This window comes from Thermoanaerobacterium thermosulfurigenes, from assembly GCF_051201035.1.
In the GTDB taxonomy this organism is placed as follows: Bacteria; Bacillota; Thermoanaerobacteria; order Thermoanaerobacterales; family Thermoanaerobacteraceae; genus Thermoanaerobacterium; species Thermoanaerobacterium thermosulfurigenes.
Window position 1 is genome coordinate 21,466 of sequence record NZ_JBPODR010000001.1, and the last position, 20,144, is coordinate 41,609.

21 protein-coding genes and 1 tRNA gene are annotated in these 20,144 nt (G+C 34.9%); 1 reads left to right on the forward strand and 21 read right to left on the reverse strand.

The window, feature by feature from the left end:
* Positions 1 to 6 precede the first annotated feature (6 nt).
* Positions 7 to 741: a glycerophosphodiester phosphodiesterase gene (locus HNR52_RS00125; RefSeq protein ID WP_435619342.1), complete on the reverse strand. Its 735-nt coding sequence runs from the start codon at positions 739 to 741 to the stop codon at positions 7 to 9.
* 11 nt (positions 742 to 752) lie between these two features.
* Positions 753 to 2,429 (reverse strand): B12-binding domain-containing radical SAM protein, encoded by a 1,677-nt coding sequence (locus HNR52_RS00130; RefSeq protein WP_435619343.1) that lies wholly within the window; start codon positions 2,427 to 2,429, stop codon positions 753 to 755.
* A 135-nt stretch (positions 2,430 to 2,564) separates the two neighbouring features.
* Between HNR52_RS00130 and HNR52_RS00135 the strand changes: the two genes are divergently transcribed.
* Positions 2,565 to 3,791, forward strand: a complete 1,227-nt coding sequence (locus HNR52_RS00135) for a M48 family metallopeptidase (protein ID WP_435619344.1) — start codon at positions 2,565 to 2,567, stop codon at positions 3,789 to 3,791.
* A gap of 143 nt (positions 3,792 to 3,934) precedes the next feature.
* Here the strand turns inward: HNR52_RS00135 and HNR52_RS00140 are convergent.
* The 19 genes from HNR52_RS00140 to HNR52_RS00230 form a co-directional block, all read right to left on the reverse strand.
* A tRNA-Pro gene (locus HNR52_RS00140) sits at positions 3,935 to 4,010 on the reverse strand.
* Between the two features lie 47 nt (positions 4,011 to 4,057).
* Positions 4,058 to 5,536 (reverse strand): stage IV sporulation protein A, encoded by a 1,479-nt coding sequence (spoIVA, locus tag HNR52_RS00145; RefSeq protein ID WP_435619345.1) that lies wholly within the window; start codon positions 5,534 to 5,536, stop codon positions 4,058 to 4,060.
* A 101-nt stretch (positions 5,537 to 5,637) separates the two neighbouring features.
* Positions 5,638 to 6,630, reverse strand: coding sequence for an NAD(P)H-dependent glycerol-3-phosphate dehydrogenase (locus tag HNR52_RS00150; RefSeq protein WP_435619346.1), 993 nt, complete (start codon positions 6,628 to 6,630; stop codon positions 5,638 to 5,640).
* A gap of 14 nt (positions 6,631 to 6,644) precedes the next feature.
* Complete coding sequence (plsY, locus tag HNR52_RS00155; RefSeq protein WP_013787864.1) at positions 6,645 to 7,241, reverse strand: glycerol-3-phosphate 1-O-acyltransferase PlsY; 597 nt, start codon at positions 7,239 to 7,241, stop codon at positions 6,645 to 6,647.
* A 16-nt stretch (positions 7,242 to 7,257) separates the two neighbouring features.
* Positions 7,258 to 8,577, reverse strand: a complete 1,320-nt coding sequence (gene der / locus HNR52_RS00160; protein ID WP_013787863.1) for a ribosome biogenesis GTPase Der — start codon at positions 8,575 to 8,577, stop codon at positions 7,258 to 7,260.
* Positions 8,578 to 8,581: 4 nt separating this feature from the next.
* Positions 8,582 to 9,883, reverse strand: a complete 1,302-nt coding sequence (locus HNR52_RS00165) for a DUF512 domain-containing protein (RefSeq protein ID WP_435619347.1) — start codon at positions 9,881 to 9,883, stop codon at positions 8,582 to 8,584.
* Between the two features lie 51 nt (positions 9,884 to 9,934).
* A complete protein-coding gene (locus tag HNR52_RS00170; protein ID WP_435619348.1) occupies positions 9,935 to 10,399 on the reverse strand; it encodes a DUF3189 family protein in 465 nt (154 codons plus the stop codon).
* A complete protein-coding gene (locus HNR52_RS00175) occupies positions 10,396 to 10,857 on the reverse strand; it encodes a DUF3189 family protein (protein WP_435619349.1) in 462 nt (153 codons plus the stop codon). The genes HNR52_RS00170 and HNR52_RS00175 overlap by 4 nt, the downstream gene beginning before the upstream one ends.
* Positions 10,858 to 10,894: 37 nt before the next feature.
* Positions 10,895 to 12,025 carry a stage II sporulation protein P gene (gene spoIIP / locus HNR52_RS00180; protein WP_435619418.1) on the reverse strand — a complete coding sequence of 377 codons (1,131 nt, stop codon included), beginning with the start codon at positions 12,023 to 12,025 and terminating at the stop codon, positions 10,895 to 10,897.
* Entirely contained in the window at positions 12,006 to 12,722 is a 717-nt protein-coding gene (locus tag HNR52_RS00185) for a DUF1614 domain-containing protein (RefSeq protein ID WP_435619350.1), read from the reverse strand. Before HNR52_RS00185 ends, spoIIP begins: the two co-directional genes overlap by 20 nt.
* An 80-nt stretch (positions 12,723 to 12,802) precedes the next feature.
* Positions 12,803 to 13,459, reverse strand: coding sequence for a phosphate signaling complex protein PhoU (gene phoU, locus HNR52_RS00190; RefSeq protein WP_013787857.1), 657 nt, complete (start codon positions 13,457 to 13,459; stop codon positions 12,803 to 12,805).
* Between the two features lie 13 nt (positions 13,460 to 13,472).
* Entirely contained in the window at positions 13,473 to 14,222 is a 750-nt protein-coding gene (pstB, locus tag HNR52_RS00195) for a phosphate ABC transporter ATP-binding protein PstB (protein ID WP_013787856.1), read from the reverse strand.
* A gap of 37 nt (positions 14,223 to 14,259) precedes the next feature.
* A complete protein-coding gene (pstA, locus tag HNR52_RS00200) occupies positions 14,260 to 15,147 on the reverse strand; it encodes a phosphate ABC transporter permease PstA (RefSeq protein WP_435619351.1) in 888 nt (295 codons plus the stop codon).
* Positions 15,144 to 16,049, reverse strand: coding sequence for a phosphate ABC transporter permease subunit PstC (gene pstC / locus HNR52_RS00205; RefSeq protein ID WP_435619352.1), 906 nt, complete (start codon positions 16,047 to 16,049; stop codon positions 15,144 to 15,146). Before pstC ends, pstA begins: the two co-directional genes overlap by 4 nt.
* Positions 16,050 to 16,230: 181 nt before the next feature.
* Positions 16,231 to 17,136: a phosphate ABC transporter substrate-binding protein gene (locus HNR52_RS00210; protein WP_435619353.1), complete on the reverse strand. Its 906-nt coding sequence runs from the start codon at positions 17,134 to 17,136 to the stop codon at positions 16,231 to 16,233.
* 93 nt (positions 17,137 to 17,229) lie between these two features.
* On the reverse strand, positions 17,230 to 18,591 hold the full coding sequence (gene pnpS, locus HNR52_RS00215; protein ID WP_013787852.1) for a two-component system histidine kinase PnpS: 1,362 nt from the start codon (positions 18,589 to 18,591) through the stop codon (positions 17,230 to 17,232).
* The gene (locus HNR52_RS00220) at positions 18,584 to 19,291 is read right to left on the reverse strand and encodes a response regulator (protein ID WP_435619354.1); all 708 of its coding nucleotides are present in this window, start codon (positions 19,289 to 19,291) and stop codon (positions 18,584 to 18,586) included. The genes pnpS and HNR52_RS00220 overlap by 8 nt, the downstream gene beginning before the upstream one ends.
* A gap of 40 nt (positions 19,292 to 19,331) precedes the next feature.
* Positions 19,332 to 19,799, reverse strand: coding sequence for a transcriptional regulator NrdR (gene nrdR / locus HNR52_RS00225; RefSeq protein WP_013787850.1), 468 nt, complete (start codon positions 19,797 to 19,799; stop codon positions 19,332 to 19,334).
* Between the two features lie 88 nt (positions 19,800 to 19,887).
* Positions 19,888 to 20,139, reverse strand: coding sequence for a YlmC/YmxH family sporulation protein (locus tag HNR52_RS00230; protein WP_013787849.1), 252 nt, complete (start codon positions 20,137 to 20,139; stop codon positions 19,888 to 19,890).
* Positions 20,140 to 20,144 lie beyond the last annotated feature (5 nt).

Sequence of the window (20,144 nt, forward strand, 5' to 3'; positions counted from 1 at the left end):
GTAAAACTAATGTAGTTTTTTCTCTAAATCAATCAGTTTTGACGGATCATTAGTGATTATTCCATCAACACCCAATCGTATCATGTTTTTCATAAGTTCTTCATCATCAATCGTCCACGGAAACAATTGGACATTATTCGATTTGCAACCTTTCACAACCTCAGGTATTATATTTACATAAAATGGATGAAGCGAATATGCGTGCATCCTATTTGCAATATGCCACGGTTCAACAAGTCCACATTCATACAAAAGTCCAATGTTAAGCCTTGGTTCAATATCCTTCACTGTCTTTAAGCTATAATGATTAAATGATGATATTAAAACCAAATCCTCAAAATTATATTCAAATATACAGTTAACCAGTTTCTCTTCTATCCCTGGATATGATATCAAGCCACTTTTTATCTCTATGTTTACCAATATACTCTTATTTTCCAGTAGCTCAAAAACCTCTGTTAAAGTAGGTATCTTCTCATTCATATAATTTCTGCCAAATTTTATTCCTGCGCTTAGTCTTTTAAGCTCTTTCAATGTATAGTCCTTAACATATCCTATTCCGTCAGTTGTCCTATCTACTCGCTCATCGTGTATTACCACAAGATATCCGTCTTTGCTAAGCTGTACATCCAATTCTATTCCGTCTGAGCCTACATCAACGGCTCTCTTAAATGATGACAGCGTATTTTCCGGAGCATTTTTAGAATCACCGCGGTGTGCTATGACAAGCGTCTTTGACATACTACACCACCTTAAACATTTATTTTTGCATAATATGTTTTATCATCACAGTGAAGGAAGGTTATGTACACATTTCCTCCTTCTATATTTAAAACATCATGCTTAAAAAAGCCTATAGAGAGATTCTTATTTTTTTCAGAGTTAGACATACCAATTGCTGCCGGTAGATTGCGCTTTAACCATTCATCATTCCGCAACAATGATTTTACTTCATCTGGTACTTTTTTATCCTCTTTAAGGCAATCAGGATATGCCTTATTGTTAGTAGAGTACAAATAGTCAAACCTTAAATAATCTTTAAAATAATCAGTATCTACACCTCCCGAAAGGGCAAATCTATAAATAATATCAAATAAATCATTTAAAGAATGCTTTTTCCCATAAAATCCGTTTTCTTCCCAAAAACAATTCAAACGGCTGTACAATTCAAATGGATCTTTAAAAAAATCAAGCAAAAATCTTAATGACATTTTAAATTTCCCAGAATTGTAATACTTATCTAATAAGAAAGCGATATTTTTAAGCTCATACAGCTCCATGTAAGATATTGTATTGGTCATCAGAACTTCATACGGTGGGTCACTTTTATATTTGATGCCATAGATATCTTTGTTTTTTCTAATTCTGGTCCCTTTTAGAAGCTTTAAAAAGCCCAACTGAATTTCATCAGGATTTAACTTATATACGTCGTTAAAAGATTTTACAATCGAATCAAAGTCATCGCCAGGCAATCCAGCGATTAGATCTACATGCACCTTTACACCTGCATTGATGATAAGTTTTATGCCATTTAATGCACCACTAACGTCTGGATTTCTCGACACGTTCTTTAAAGTTTCCTTGTTAGTCGTCTGTATGCCTACTTCAAATTGAATTCTGTCTTCTATGCCTTTTAAGCTATTTATAAATACTTCATTGACTAATTCAGGATTAACTTCACAATGAAATACTGTGTCGCTCCTCAAACCTCTTATTATGTCTAATATTTCTACCGCTCTTTTTATATTGCTGTCAAAAGATCTGTCAATAAGCTTTACAATTTTTGCGCCCATGTTTGTCAGCTTCTCTAAATCATCTCTGACTTTTTCAATGCTGGCATATCTCAACTTATTATCAAGAGATGATAAGCAATAAGAACATCTAAAAGGACACCCTCTGGATGTCTCATAATACACAAGCTTATTGGAAATATCCTCCCCATCATAAGGAAATGGAATATCATCCAAGCAAACATAATCAGTATTTTCTCTTGATATTACTTTTCCATCCTTCATATAACTTATGCCATTTAAGTCATACACATTTTCGCCATTATGGATTTTTTGTAGAAGATTCTTGAAAGTTGCTTCCCCTTCGCCTAACACAATAAAATCTGCAACACCAATTTTCAATAAATCATCTGAATCAAAAGATACTTCAGGTCCTCCAAGAACTATTAAAATATCTTTATTGACCTTTTTTATGTATTCACAAAGCTTCAACACTTTATCTATATTCCATATATAGCATGAGAATCCAATTACATCAGGCCTTTTATTTAGGATAGTATGTAAAATTAAATCCAAATCATCATTTATGGTCATTTCCAAAAACTGGATGTCAATAGAATTACAATACAGCTTAATATTTCTTATGGCTAAATTTGTATGATAGTATTTAGCGTTTAATGCCACCAATAATGTCTTCATTATTGCACCTTCCAATGATAAATCTATCTTAATTATAGCACATACATGCCAAAATAAAGTAAAATAATTTTAAATCCATCTTTGCATATAATATAATATATTCATGGTAATAATCTGTAGAAAGAGGTGATTAGATTGTACGTAAAGTTTAATAAAATATGGTTTTTGCTGACGTTTGTCGCATTGTTATTTTCATCTTTGTACATATACTACACACTTACACCTAATATCGTATCTCAAGACGTATATAAATTTTTTTCACACTATACAGTAGAAAAATCTATCCCATACCACAAAGAAAATAGATTATTGTATATTTCTTCTTTTTTAGTTCAATTGATTTTTTTGCTTTGGTTTGTTTTTGGCGGACTCTCAATTAAATTATCAAAAATATGTGAAAGAATTAGTGGAAAGCATTATTATCTAAGTGTATTCATCTTTTTTCTATTATTGTGGATAATTTTAAAGTTGTTATCACTGCCATTTAGTTTCTATTCATACAGGCTACAAGTAAAATGGGGATTCTCCGTGCAAACAATTCAATCATGGTGGTTAGATTACATTAAAAACTCGCTAATAGATATTGTTCTATCCAGCGTAGGAATAGTTTTGCTATTCTTTGCTATAAATAAATTTCAAAAAACTTGGTGGGTATATGCATCAATATTTCTTACTGCAATGTTATTTTTGCAAAATTTTATTTGGCCGTCTTTTATAGCACCTATGTTCAATAAATTTACACCTATTACAGATCCAACTATCCTTAGCATGGTAAATGACATATCAAAAAACGCAGGAATAAAAATTGACAGAGTCGAAGAAATGGATGCCAGCAAGCGAACGACACTTGCAAATGCATATTTCTATGGTTTTGGCAGCACAAGTAAAATAGTCCTTTACGATACGCTGCTAAAAAAATATCCGCAGGACGAAATAAAAGCTGTAATTGCCCACGAAGCCGCCCATTGGAAAGAAAATCACGTTTTAAAGAGCATAATAATTGGTTCATTTGGGATCTTTATAATATTCTTTATATTCAATATTCTTTTAAAAACGAGTATCATCAAAGCGCAAAGCCTCAGATATAGTCCCTATATAATCTCAGTGTTTTATCTTTTTATGTTGCTTGTCAATTTCGATACAAATCCAATTCAAAATTTTGTATCAAGGCAAATGGAAAGACAAGCTGATTTGCTTTCCGCCCAATATCTTCATGATAAAAATGCAGTGATCAAGTTGCAGGTAGATTTAGCAGAAAAAAGCTTATCCGATGTAGAACCTCCAAAATTCATCGAGTGGTTTTCTTATACGCACCCCAGTGCCATGAACAGAATAAGGGCTGTTGAAAAATCTAAGATATAAAAACAAATTCCATATTAAGCAACAAAATAACCACTCCTTTAGTCGAGTGGTTAAGTAATTTCAAATATGTTTTTGTATTTTATATTGACCATTTTATTTTTTGTCCTGTGGATAACTCTTAAAACCCGCATGACTGTAAGTAATGGTCTGAGTGACTGGATTTGAACCAGCGACCTCCAGAACCCCATTCTGGCGCGCTACCAACTGCGCCACACCCAGACATCTTACAATAGTATTATAAAACGTAATGTTTAAAAAATCAAGTATCACAATATGATGCAGATTATGCCGCCACCTCCATCATTGACAATTCGCTCAAGCGTATCCCTTAGCCTCATGCTTACATTGTCTGGAATCTTGCCAAGCTTGTTTTGCATCCCTTCTTTTACAAGATCGCTTAGAGATTTCCCGAATATATTTGATTCCCAGATTTTATCCGGATCATTTTCAAACTGTTCTGTAATGTATTTAACGAAATCTTCACTTTGCTTTTCTGTGCCGACGATTGGCGATACTTCAGTTGTAACATCCGTTCTGAATATGTGAAGGGAAGGTGCAGATGCTTTAAGCCTTACAGCGAAGCTGCCACCCTGTCTTACTATCTCTGGCTTTTCAAATTCCATGTTATCTATGCTGGCAGGAACAACACCTACGCCTTTTTTCTTAGCATCTTCAATGGCATCCTTTAATTTATCGTACTCAACCTTTGCGTATGATAACTCTTTCATCATTTTCATAAGATCTCTGTCACCGCGTATTTCAAGACCGCATTCATCACTTAATATTTTAAAGAAAAGGCCTTCCTTTGTCTTTGCTTCTATGTCCGCAATGCCTTCACCTGGATCTATCTTTTTAATCACTACATCAGCCATGTGTTCATTGGACTTTATGGCATCAACTGTCTTTTTTATATCCCTCAATCTAAATAACTCATCTATACTTTGTTTAACTGTACTCATTATGCTTTGTTTTAGCCAGTGCTCATTTTCAAGTACATCCACCCATCTTGGCAGATCAATATTAAGCTCTGTAATTGGAAATTCATAAAGCACTTTTTCAAGTATATTTTTAATATCAGCCATACTCATCTTAAGAACATTTACTACAACCACTGGCACGTCGTACTTCATTTCCATTTCTTTTGCTAATTTAACTGTGTCGGCGTCATCTGGATGTGTGGAATTCAGTAATATTATAAATGGTTTATGTATTTCTTTTAACTCTTTTACAACTCTTTCTTCTGATTCTACATAGTTATCTCTTGGTATCTCTGTAATGCTGCCATCTGTCGTCACGACCAATCCAATTGTTGAATGGTCATTTATTACTTTTTTAGTTCCTATTTCAGCAGCTTCTTCAAATGGAATTTCATAGTCATACCATGGAGTAGTAACCATTCTCGGTTTATCGCCTTCTAAATATCCCATTGCACCTTTAACCATGTATCCTACGCAATCCACTAATCTTACACTGAAGCTGGTGTTTTCGTTTAGTGAAATTTCTACCGCTTTCTCCGGTACAAATTTAGGCTCCGTAGTCATTATTGTTTTACCTGCTGCGCTCTGAGGCAACTCATCCTGGACTCTCTCTTTAAGGTTTAAATTGTCGATATTCGGCAATACCAATATATCCATAAATCTCTTTATAAATGTTGATTTCCCAGTACGAACAGGACCTACGACGCCTATGTATATATCGCCTTCTGTTCTTTCTGCTATATCCTTATAAATATCGTAATTTTCCACATCATTTCCCTCCTTCTTAAAGATAAATATAGTTTTTATACTTTAACACTACATATATATGAGGGAAATAGACAATTATGAATAAAAAAGAGGACACAATTTTATATGCCCTCCATCTCATGCTTCTTATTGCGTGTCATCAATGAATATACAGCTTCCCTGGGATTTTTACCTTCAAATAGTATCGAATAAATTTCATTAGTTATTGGCATCTCAATGTTATGAATTTTAGAAAGTTCATAAGCTGATTTCGTCGTATTAACGCCTTCTACAACCATTCCGATTTCATTTAACGCTTCGTCTAATGATTTGCCTTGCCCTATTTTTGTGCCAGCCTTTCTGTTGCGGGAATACATGCTTGTACATGTTACAATAAGATCTCCCATGCCTGTCAATCCTAAAAATGTAAGTGGATCGGAACCTAATGCAACGCCTAAACGAGTGATTTCAGCAAGTCCTCTTGTCATAAGTGCAGCCTTAGTATTATCCCCAAAACCAAGCCCGTCTGATATGCCAGCACCTAATGCAATGATATTTTTAAGAGATCCACCTAATTCAACACCTATCAAGTCTTTATTTATATACAACCTGAAATTTTCATCCATCATTACATCTTGCACATATTCACATGCATTTATATCGCTTGATGAAATAACACATGCTGTAGGTATGTGCCTACAGACTTCCTCTGCATGGCTTGGTCCAGAAAGCACAACAACTGGATTATCCACTATCTCTTGTATAACCTGAGACATCCTTTTTAAACTGGAAGTTTCAAGACCCTTTGCTAAATTTACAATTATCGCCGACTTGTCAATTAACCCTTTTATCATTTCTACCACATATCTTACTGCATGTGAGGGAACTGCTAAAACTATTATTTTCTTGTTTTTAACTGCATGACTCATGTCAGTAGTTATATCAATGCTTTTCGGCAATTTTGCATCAAGGTACTTTCTATTATAGCCCGTTTTTTTGATTTCTTCCATTTGCTTTTGATCCCTTGTCCACATGCAAACATTGTGATTCATAGAATCCAAATGAATCGCCATTGCTGTTCCCCAACTGCCTGCTCCTAATACTGCAATGTCCATTTGTAAATCCCTCTTTACTTTATATTTGTTTTTTGTCCAAATTTCGATTCAGTTCCATTGAGTAATCGTTTTATATTCGCTCTGTGCTGAAACACAGCCATTGATGTAATCAGTATTGCAAATACCAACATATTAGATGATTTGTAATAAATAATATTAAATAGTAGAAATGAAACTGCTCCTATTATAGAACCAAGCGAAACATATTTGCTGATAGTGATAATAGCAATTCCTATTATAAGCGACAAAACCGCAATGACAGGACTTATGGTTACAATAGCTCCAAAGCTTGTAGCTACTCCTTTACCACCTTTAAATCCCAAGAAAACAGGCCAATTGTGCCCCATCACTACTGCGATTCCTGCAACATAGCCACCTATATTCCCAGCAATAAACCTACCAAGAAGTACAGCTAAAACTCCTTTTAATACATCAAATAAAAATACAAAAAAAGCGACTTTAAATCCAAGAACCCTCATGACGTTTGTAGCCCCAGCATTTCCACTGCCGTACTTTCTTATATCGGTTTTTTTGATAAAATTAGTAAAAAAATAAGCACTGTTAAACGACCCAATTAAATAGGCAAGTATAGCGACTAATGCTATCTTCACCGTAGATTCACCTCCTTTACTTTTCGCCTTTTTTTCTAACTTCAATTTTTAATGGCACGCCTTCAAATCCAAAATTATCTCTCAGTGTATTCTCTATAAACCTCACATACGAAAAATGCATTATCTCTGGATCATTTACAAATACCGCAAACGATGGTGGCTTTATGCCAAATTGCGTCATGTAGTATACTTTTAATACGCGGCCTTTTTCTGCAGGTGGCGGATTTATAAGCAATGCTTCGCTTATCACATTGTTTAACGTACCAGTAGAAATCCTTTTATTGTACTCTCCCCAAACGCTATTTATTAGTTCAAAAAGCTTATTTAACCTTTGTCCGGTTTTAGCTGATATATACGTTATTGGAGCAAAACTCATAAAAGAAAACTTCTCCCTTATAAGCTTTGTATATTCATTTACAGTGCTATTATCTTTTTCAATGAGATCCCATTTGTTTACCGCAATTATCATTGCTTTATTCTGCTCAAAAGCATAACCGGCAATTTTGGTATCTTGCTCAGTAGGGCCTTCAGTAGCATCTATTACAAGAATGCATATGTCAGATCTATCAATTGCAGCTAAAGCCCTCAAAACGCTGTATCTTTCAATCTTATCCTCTATTCTTCCTTTTTTTCTCATGCCTGCCGTATCGATTATGACGTATTTTCTGTCATCTTTTTCAAAGTACGTGTCAAGAGCATCTCTTGTAGTACCAGGTATGTCGCTGACGATGGCCCTTTCTTCGCCCAATATCTTATTGACGAGAGAAGACTTCCCTACGTTTGGCTTCCCTATAAAAGATATTTTAATAGTTTCTTCATCGTATTCGTCTATATGATCAGGTATATTTTCAATGACTTCATCCAACAAATCTCCTATGCCTAATCCATTAGATGCTGATATTGCTATTGGCTCTCCAAATCCAAGTCGCATCGAATCATAATAGCTAATAGGCATTTCTTTAAAGTTGTCAACTTTGTTTAATACAAGCAAAACTTTCTTGCGAGATTTCCTTAACATAGCTGCTATATCCTCATCAACAGGACTTACGCCTTCTTTTCCATCAATTACAAATAAAATCAAATCAACCGTTTTTAAAGCAGCTTCAACTTGCATCTTTATTTTCGAAAAAAACTCATCTTCCGAATCTGGCTCAAGCCCTCCTGTGTCAACCAATATAAACCTTTTATCCATCCATTCCGTCTCAAAATAAATTCTATCTCTTGTTACACCAGGTTGATCTTCAACTATTGAAATGCGCTGTCCAGTTATCTTATTAAAAAGCGTCGATTTCCCAACATTTGGTCTACCTACAATTCCTACCATAGGATATGCCATCGTATCACCTTCCAATTATCTTTTGTATAAATTTTTTGCCATCTACTTCGGAAACTAATACTTTTGTATTAAGCTCCTTTTCCACATCATCTATTGTCACATCATCTAAAAATGAGTCAGTACCTTCTTTTATCATGGAATCGGGTATTATTAAAGTTTCACCATTTATTTTGCCTTTCAACTGATTTATAATATCGCCACCTGTTATAAGACCTGAAACAGTTATCTTTTTGCCAAAGAAATTATTAATTATTGGAACGACTTTAATATCTACACCTTTTTTATCTAGCATATAAACAAGTTCCTTAATAAATTTATATGCTGACACTCCCGTTATAACACAAAAACTATTTTTAGGCTTCACATCTCCAATTTTTTTGTAGTAATCTACAAACTGCTTTTTAAACATGGCCATAAGGCCTACACCATTTTCAATTTGCGGGAAATTCTCATACGCATTATAATCAGGTATGTCTACGTCTGCTAAAACGTAAAATTCATCCGCTGCAAATACAAATGATGTTTTTATATCGCTTTTCAATCTTTTCTGCCATTTAGATATTTTATCTAATACCTCTTGTGCCCCTTCTTTATCAAATGTTTTAAGCTCAAAAAGCCCTTCTCTATGGTCTGTAAGTCCAACAGGCACCACCGCAACTGATTTTACTCCTGGAAAAAGCCTTGACAGATCCTCAATAGTCTTATCAAGGATTTGCCCGTCGTTGAGACCAGGACACAAGACTACTTGGCAGTGTACTTCAATACCATTTTTAATAAGCTCTTTTATCTTGTCTAAAATCCCTCCGGCATTTGGGTTTCTCATCATCCTTTTGCGGATCTCATCGTCTGTAGCATGAACAGACAAGTATATTGGAGACATCTTATACCTTATAATCCTGGAAAATTCTTCATCACTTACATTAGTAAGCGTCACAAAATTGCCTTGCAAAAAAGACAAGCGGTAATCATCATCTTTGAAAGCCAAACTATGCCTTACATTCTTAGGCAATTGATCAACAAAACAAAAAACACACTTATTCCTGCAGTGTTTTAGCTTATCTATGATCCCTGTCTCAAAAATAAGACCCAAGTCATCATCGTAATCTTTCTCAATCTCGTAAATATATTCCTCTCCATTTTCCTTTTTTATTAAAAGCTCTATATTTTCATTAGCTATTTGAAACTTATAATCTATTAAATCTGTTATTTCACTGCCATTTATCGATATAAGCGTATCACCTGGCTCAATCCCCAATTCATCAGCAATGCTATCTTTTAGTACATCTTTTATTTTATGGTATGCCATTTAATATCCTCCTACTAATCATCCAATAATATTATGAATTAATAGAAGGACTTAGTCAAGCTCTTTTAATCTGGACTTCACACTGTTTACTATGTCTAAAAAGTTTTTGTACTTTTTTATTATTCCATAGACAGTAAAAGGTCTGCCAATAGATATCATTTTAAATCTTCTGGATGTCATGCCACCAAACTTCGTCATAAGTCCAATAGCTGGCAATGTATCAATAAGCATTATTTTTTCTTCATGTATTCCAGATTCCCTTAAAAAGCTTTTTACGGCCTTCATCATGATCTTTCTCCCGCTTTTGGCTCCAATTGCGTACACATCATTGTTAAATTCATCAACACCCATGTAAAATGGAATACCTATCTGATTACCTTCTGTCATATCATAATGAGGTAAAGACAGGAATTCTTCAAAAGCAGGAATCCTATCATTAGGAAGAAATCCAACGTGAATCGCTGCCGCCACAATTGATGAATGAGCACTTCCATAACAAACATAAGCTATAATCATGTTTTCTCCTCAGCACCATGTCTTTTAAATTCTTCAACTAAATTTTTAATTCCATCAAAACGCTTAATTAACCAATTGTATAAAATTTCATCAGAAATCTTTTTTAAAAGCACAATCTTTCTTATTGGAAAAATAAATTTAAGATATTTGGGTTCATACATGCTTGTATCGATAAATATTAATTTGTCATACTCCAAATTGTAAATCTTTCTAAGCCCTTCTAATGTCTTTTTTATGTTATCGCTAAAACTTTTCATGCCTATGACATAAACTTCATGTAAGTTTTCATCAAATCCTATGTATTTTAGTTCACCGTAGTCTAAGTCAAGCATTTCTGGCAAAGAAAATATAGTGTCTTTTGATACTTTATCTTTTAAATATCCTGTATGAATATACGCTGCAATGACCGATGAAAAACATCCGTAATAGCTGTAGTATACTATTTTCAGTTTTATCACCACACTATAAAAATGGTGCTTTACCGCACCGATCAGATTACTTCTTATCTCGATTGAAAATTCCTAAAAAACTGCTGAATTCTTTCTTTGTATAATCTTTTATCTTTGACATCATCTCTCGTCCACCTGTACTTAAAAACATAAATCCTACAATCGAAAAAACAGCTACACCTATAAGGATCCAAATTCCCCAACCTGCAGAATTGTTTTGTGACGTCGTTCCTTTTTGTGTATTAGTCAAGGTTCCAACTTGTTTCTTCTCATCTGCACCATATACAGCTTTGGTAAGAACGTCAGCCATAAATTTGGCTGATTCCTCTGCTCTTTGCCTTGTATGCGTATCTGTGCCAAATTCCAATAATAACGAATTAGGAGTTAAATCTTGATTGTAGTCACCGCTTCCATAAAAAATATCTTTTATCAAATTAGGATATTCCTTGTCTGCTATTGCTTTTATTCGAAAAGCTAAATCTTGATTGGCTTTTAAATTTGCATTTGTTCTGCCTAAAACAAGTCTAACACCTGTCGCATTTGTGCCTGCTATTTTTCGTATATAATCTTGGTACGGTGCAGCATCCCTGTGTATATCAAGCAGCAAATCAGGTCTATCGTTTTTTAAAATTTTTAATGCACCAACGCGAGAGCGCCTATACGCCATTGCATCATGTGGCAAATAAAGTGTCTCATCAACAAATGTTTTTATACCCTTTTTCGACAGAGCATTGCTTAACGATGCATCAACTTTATATATGCCTCCATGTCCATAGATACTAGCAGTTCCATCCGTCGGTATATATGATTCATCGCTATGTGTAGAATACATTGCAATTTTTCTTTCGCCAGTTTTTTGAGCCATTGCTTGAGAAACTTCTTCTATGTTGACATCCGGAAGCTTTACCGTCTTTAAATACGTCGCATAAGCTTTGTCATTTTTTTTATCGACTTTTATTATCTTGTACATTTTATTGTCATGTGATAAATACATATCATTTACTTTTAAGTCCCAAGAAATCCTAAAAAGCACATTATTCGTCTTGTTCAGATATACCGTATAGTATCCACCGTCTTTGCCGCTCCAATCATCGGCATTTATTTTTACAAATGAAAAAGACACGAATACAATCAATAGCATTAACGCAATCGCTTTTTTATTTCTCATCTGAATCATCACTGTCCTTTTTGCGATATTTTTCTCTAATAGCTTCAATATCGTCCTCGCTTAAAAGGCTGCTGGTTAAATGCGGTTCTGTACCCTTTTTTGATGTACCTCCTTGTATTTTTTCTCTTGTTTCACCAAGTATCTCAGAGAAAAATACGGCTACTATCATTGATATGACTACAGTATCAAATGCACCTGCCCCTCCTACAGAAATCGTACCCGGTCTTGCTAAAATTATATTTGTAATACCTTCTGCCAAGTCGCTTAAAATGACTCCCATAACACCGGCGATAAAAGCACACCTTCTTGATCTGCCAAACAAATAAGCGATCAAACCACTGATAATGCCATAAACATAGTTAGGCTCTATGAACATAGCTTCTGGTTCACTTGGCAGTAACTTTCCAGCCAAGTAAACAGCAGTTCCTGCCAATATAGATGACACTATAGCGTTTATCCTCTCAACGCCTCTTTCCGCTCTAATGAATAAATAGACTGCAACGGCTGCCGGTATCACAGCACCTCCTATGTTTATAGATATTTTTTTCCCCAGCGGTATATCTGGCAAAAATGTACCAACAATCATACCCATTATTATTATAAGAGCCCATGTATCTGTCATTTTCATCCTGTCTAAGACTCTATGAGCAAATCCAAACAGAACAAATAGGCCTGTTATGGATAATATTATGTAAGCAAGTGGCATTTAACATCACCTCGATTTATATCTTTTGCAGTATTAAAAAAAGTATACAAAAAAAACACCTAAAAAGGTGTTTTCTAATTTTATTCATTTAGGTCTATATGCTGCCCACTATCAAGGTATATTACCCATTCACATATATTTGTCGCATGATCTGCTATTCTCTCCAAGTAGCGTGCCACAAATAAAAACTGTGCAGCTTGATCGATGTTTTTTGGATCTTCTATCATATACGTAAGAAGCTCTCTAAAAATCTGCTTGTATAAACTGTCAACAATATCATCTTTTTGATTGATGGTCTTTGCTAATTCTGTATCTTGATTTACATAAGAGTCAAGAGACAGCTTAACCATCTCTCTCACGATATCGCTCATCCTTGGTATATCAATAAGAGGCTTAATATACGTCTGATGTGCTATCCTGATCGTGGTTTTTGCTATGTCTACCGCATGATCTGCCATTCTCTCCAAATCAGTGTTTATCTTTAGACCTGTAAGGACAATCCTAAGATCTTTTGCCAACGGTTGCTGTGTCAGAATTATCCTGGAGCATCTATCGTCAATTTCCACTTCTTTTTCATCTATCCTGTCATCTTGATCGATTACCTTCTGAGCCAGTTCTACATCATGGTTTATTAAAGATAATATGGAATTCCCGATAGCTTCTTCAACCATTGCACCCATCTTTAAGATATCGTAATGCAAATCCTCCAACTCTTTTTCAAAATGTGTCCTGTTCACAATAACACCTCCTTTAACCAAATCTTCCTGTTATATAATCCTCTGTGCGCTTGTCACGTGGATTATAAAATATATCCTCAGTTTTTCCTGTCTCGATTATCTCGCCATTTAAGAAAAATGAGGTTGAGTCAGATACCCTTCCAGCCTGCTGCATATTGTGTGTCACTATAACTATAGTATATTTATTCTTCAATTGGTCGATTAATTCTTCTATCTTCATGGTTGAAATCGGATCGAGAGCAGATGTTGGCTCATCCATCAATATTATCTCTGGCTCAATAGCTAATGTCCTTGCTATGCACAATCTCTGCTGCTGACCACCTGATAAGCCTAATGCAGAATCATTAAGCCTATCCTTTACTTCATCCCAAAGGGCTGCATCTTTTAAACTTTTTTCAACTATCTCATTTAATATTTTCTTATTTTTCTGTCCGTGTATTCGCGGACCATATGCGATATTATCGTATATGGTCATTGGAAAAGGATTTGGCTTCTGAAACACCATCCCTACCCTTTTTCTAAGCTCTATCGCATCAACATCTTTGTATATATTTTGATTGTCTATCATGACAGTTCCTTTAATAGTCACACCATCTATAAGGTCATTCATCCTGTTCAATGTCCTTAAAAAAGTAGACTTTCCACAGCCAGATGGACCAATCAAAGCCATAACGCTGTTTTCTTCTACATCGATATTTATCTTTTTAAGCGCCTGCATCTGACCATAAAACAAATCAAGATCCCTTACTTCAATTTTTTTCATGAAAAAGGTTTCCCCTTTCTATAATAATTATATTGCATTATTTTCCGCCTGTCATCTTTTTATATAAAACATTACCAAGCCAACGGGCTAAAATGTTAAACACCAACACTATTATGAGAAGAACTGCCGCTGAACCATCAGCAATTTGCCTGGCATCTGGTGCAAGCCCTTCACTGTTGACTTTCCAAATATATACAGCCAAAGTCTCAGCAGCTCTAAATGGATAAAATGGAGAACCTGGCACTAAAGGGTTTAAAACTTTAAAATTAAGCATAGGTGTACTCATACCAGCCGTGTATAAAAGTGCAGCAGCTTCTCCAAAAATCCTACCAGAAGTAAGTATTATGCCTGTCACAAGTCCTGGCAAAGCAGATGGAATAAGCACTTTTACTATCGTTTGCCACTTAGTAGCACCTAATGCAAAACTTGCTTCCTTTAATGAAGATGAAACGCTTTTTATGGCGTCCTCACTGACTCTGGCCATAACAGGCAAATTTAATACAGTAAGGGCCAATGCACCTGACATCAAGGAATACCCCCAATGAAGCATATTCACAAAAATTAAAAGGCCAAATAATCCTACCACAATCGATGGCAATGACGACAACGTTTCTGTTGACAATCTAATTAACTCAGTTATTTTGCTGGGTCTTGAATACTCCGCCATGTAAAGTCCTGCACCAACTCCAATTGGAACTGAAATAATGAGCGTTATCACTAAAAGCAACAATGAATTAAAAATCTGTGGAGCTATACCTCCACCTTTCTCCATGAATTTTGGAGGTGTCAATATAAAATGCAAATTTAATTCACTTCTACCTTGATACAATATATAACTTATAAGAGATAAAAGAAAAAGCACTATGACTCCTGCCACAACGTAAAAATATATAGTAGCCAGCTTATCGTAAAATTTTGATTTCATTTGTACATGCTCCTCCTGCCAACAAGCCTTATTATGAGAATAAATCCAAACGATATTAGCAGCAACAATAATGCCAAGGACCAAAGAGCATTATTCCAAGTTGAACCTGTCACCGTATTTGCCATATCCATAGTGATAATAGATGTAATCGTGGACATAGGCTGCAAGAACGACAAAGGAATCGCTGGGCTGTTTCCGATAACCATTTGAACTGCCAAAGCCTCGCCAAAAGCACGAGCTAATCCTAATACAACTGCTGTAAGTATGCCTGACTTTGCAGCAGGCAATATTACCCTTCTAATCGTCTGCCATCTCGTGGCACCAAGTGCATAAGAAGCTTCCCGTATCTCCCAAGGCAATGACTTAATAGCATCCGTACTGACGCTTGTTATCGTCGGAAGCACCATTATCGTCAATACTAATATGCCTGCCAGCAGGCTAAAACCTAACCCGCCAATGTGCTTACTTATGAAGGGAACTAAAACGGTAAGTCCAATCCAACCGTATACGACAGAAGGGATGCCAACGAATATCTCCATCGCGGGTTGCAATAAGTTTCTTCCGAGTTTTTTTGCTATTTCAACCATAAAGATAGCTGCTGATATGCTAAGAGGTGTACTTATCAAAATGGCAAAAACTGAAACAAATACAGAGCCCAGTATGAACTGAAGTGAACCTACAGCAGGCCCTCCTTGAGTATTAGGTCTATCAGGTTTCCATGTGGTTCCAAAAAGAAATTCGCTTACAGAACGTTTATCAACAATAAACGTTGAAAGCCCTTTTGTTGCAACAAAGTAAAAAATAGAAACAGTGATGACTATCAATAAAAAAGCACAAATAAAAGCATACGTTTTTCCAATCTTGTCAAAAACCTTTCGTCTTTTGTCATACTTTTCAGACATTTTTTACCTCCTGATATGAATTTTCGACAATACTTTAATTATAATAGTAGCAAAGTACAATAATTTATTCATTAAGTTAGTGTAAAATTCATGTTAATTTTATGTTAAGTTTCTAATAAACTTTATTAAAATTAGAGCTAGTAATAAACTAGCTCCTCCTTAATAACACTTATCATCATTTTTACTTTAAAGTTACTTTCATGTCATTTATGTTTATAAAGCCAAGCTTTTCGGCAACTTGTTTTTGAATTTCATCTGACATCATAAAATCCAAGAACGCTTTGACTACGCCTTTAGGCTCACCTTTAGTGTACATGTGCTCATATGATGCTATTGGATAGGTGCCATTTATGACATTTTCTTTTGTTGGTGCGACACCATTGTATTTCAGCGTCTTCACAGTGTCATCTACGTAAGCAAAACCAACATAGCTTATTGCACCTTTCTTTTCAGCGACTGTCTTCTTCACCGTTCCATTTGAATCTTCTGTCAATGCTTCCCCCTGAACTTCATCTTTTCCACCTAATACTATCTTTTTAAAGGTAGCTCTTGTGCCTGAACTTGTAGGTCTATTTACTACAACAATAGGTTCGTCCTGTCCTCCAACTTCTTTCCAATTCTTTATCTTACCTGTAAAGATATCAACCAATTGCTGCTGCGTCAGATTATCTACCGTGACATCCTTATTAACAATAACCGCGAAACCTACAACCGCTACTTTGTGGTCTACTAATGATTTTGTATCAATACCTGATTTTTCTTCTGCATATATGTCTGAATCACCTATGTCCGCTGCACCTTGCGCTACCTGTGTCAAACCAGTACCACTTCCACCGCCTTGTACATTAATAGTGGCATTAGGATATTTTTGATTGAATAATGTTGCTGCTTGCTCTACTAAAGGCTGTAAAGCAGTAGAACCGACTGCTGTTGCAGTGCCAGAAATATCTTGACTGCTGGTTTGACTGCTATTAGATTGATTAGATGATCCAGAATTATTAGTATTTGGACCACATGCAGAAAACAAAAACACGCTTAAAACCATCAATACAGACAACAAAACTTTTGCTATTTTGCTCTTTGACATAATTGCACCTCCGTATTTTTTTTACAATTTCAGTATAGCAGTCTATTGTAAAGCCTGTATTAAGCCTGTGTTAAAATCATGTAAAATCATGTACTATTTTTGATCTTTAGGTAAAACAATAGCAAATTTTGTGCCTTTGCCGACTTCACTTTCAACAGTGATACTGCCTTTCATTGATTCTACAATGTGTTTTACTATTGCAAGGCCAAGTCCAGTACCGCCCAATTTTCTCGATCTTCCCTTATCAACCCGATAAAACCTCTCAAAGAGCCTTGGTATATTCTCCTTTGATATGCCTATACCACTGTCTTCTACTTCTATTACGATATTGTTTTCCATATCAGTTGTAGTGACTTTCACATATCCACCTTCAGGAGTATACTTTATTCCATTGTCAACAAGATTGATGATCATCTGTCTAAGTCTATCCTTACTGATCTTAATCACAACATCTTTGCAGTTTAAATCTTTTATAAGCTTTATATTTTTATCTTCAGCAGTCTTTTCCATGATGTAAAAAATTTCATTGATTTCTTCATCAATTACAATATCCTCTTTTACAAAACCTTCCTTCAAATTTTCTATCTCAGAAAGCGTCAAAATATCATTTATTAGCCTCGTAAGTCTTTCAGCTTCAAACTCGATGATCTCTAAAAACCTGTCCCTTCGCTCAATATTATCAATTGCACCTTCCCTCAATGTCTCAATAAAACCTCTTATAGAAGTAAGTGGCGTCCTTAACTCATGTGATACATTTGCCACAAAATCGCTTCTGATTTTTTCTAACTTTCTGATTTCCGTTATATCATTTATTATGACAACAAACCCTAATTTTTTATGCGTGACTTGATGAACGATTGGACTGGAGTATATTTTTAGATGTTTGTTAAATGTGTCAATCTCAAAGTTATCTATATTATATCCCTTGTCTTTTATAATTTTTTCCAAAACATCGTGAAATTTGGAATTTCTAACAACATCCAATATGTGTTTTCCAACTGCATAATTGTCCTTGATGCCAAGCATTGTTCGAGCTGAATCGTTTATAAGCAAAATTCTCTCATTTTCATCAAAAGCTACGACGCCATTTACTAAACTTTTTAAAATAGCTTCCAACTTTGCATTTCTATCGTACAACTCGTCAATTGTTTCTTGAAGCTTGTCCGACATAGTATTTATGGCAAACGATAATTGACCAATCTCATCGATTGATTTTATCTCAATTCTGTGCTCATAATTGCCTTTCGTTATCTCTTTAGCAACATCGGTAATCTCATTTATAGGCTGAACAATGCCTTTTATTAACCTGTAACCAAAAAAATTGCTGACAATCAGCCCAAAAAGTATCCCGATTATAAGCCTTATCATTGACACTTTCCCAATAAAAAAAAATGATGTTGCCAAGATGCCTAAAAAACTTATGATAAAATAGCTGTAGTACAGTTTTTTAAACATCACTTTCACCTATATCCTTTAATTTGTACCCAATCCCACGTACTGTTTCAATGTATACTGGAAGTTTATCATCATCTTCTATCTTTTTTCTCAAATGTCGTATGTGGACATCCACAGTTCTTGTTTCGCCAGCGTATTCATATCCCCATACCTTGTCCAACAAATAATCTCGAGTCAAAACTTTGCCTCGATTTTTTGATAAAAGTTTTAAAAGCTCAAACTCTTTTAAAGTGAGATCAAGCAATTCATTGCCTTTATAAACCAAATGTTTTTCAGTATCTATCGTGATATCTCCAAACTTGATGATCTCATTATCTTCAGACTCATTTTTGGATCTTCTTAGCACTACTTTAATCCTTGCCAACAGCTCTCTTATGCTGAAAGGTTTTGTAATGTAGTCATCTGCCCCAAGTTCCAATCCTAATATCTTATCTACTTCTTCGCTCTTTGCAGTCAGCATAATTATAGGGATGTTTTTAAGATGTTCATCTGATTTTAACTTTTTACATACATCTATGCCATCTATATCGGGAAGCATCAAATCTAAAAGAACCAGATCGGGGTTTGTCTCTTTGCATTTTTCAAGGCCATCTTTGCCATTATCTGTTAAAACAACATTATATCCTTGTGCTTCTAAATTGTACCTTAGCAACTCTAAAATATGGGCTTCATCTTCAATAACAAGAATTGTATGTGCCAAAATTGCACCTCCTAAGTACATCATGTACAAAATTAGAGCTTCATTTCTTCTCCTCGGTATCATTCAGCAATTTTTTTAGCTCGTCCATAAAAGTGTTTATGTCTTTAAATTGTCTGTAAACAGATGCAAATCTTACATACGCCACTTCGTCAACATTTTTAAGCTTTTCCATCACCATCTCTCCAATTTTAGCAGATGTGATTTCCTTTTCATAAGAATTGTAAATATCTCTTTCTATTTCATCCGTTAGCTCTTCTAATTTTTGAATAGGAACAGGCCTTTTTTCACAAGCTTTTATCATGCCTCTTAGTATTTTATCCCTGTCATAAGACTCTCTGCTTAAATCTTTCTTTATTACCAGAATAGGAACTTGCTCGACTTTTTCATAAGTAGTAAACCTTTTGCCGCAATTTATACATTCTCGCCTTCTTCTTATTGAAGTAGAATCATCGGTAGGTCGAGAATCAATCACTTTAGAATCTAAATAACCGCAAAAAGGACATTTCAAACATTATCATTCCTTTCGTCACAACCGATCAAAAAACTTTCTTCATCGACAATTGCTAATAAAATTATAATAAAATTGATGTAAATAGTCAAACTTGTGTTACATCTTCATTAATATCAATTAGTATAACATCTTCTCCTATTTTTTTTACAGATTGCCATGGTATGTACAAGTCCTGATCCTTTGCAAAAAGTCTAAATCCTTTTGTCTCGGCTGGTATTATAAATCCGTCTACTTTGCCTTCCTCCAAGTTTACTTCTATGTCAATTATATTTCCAAGCCTTTTGCCGGTTTTTACATCAATTACGTCTTTGTCTCTTAAATCTGATGTTTTAAACATTCCGA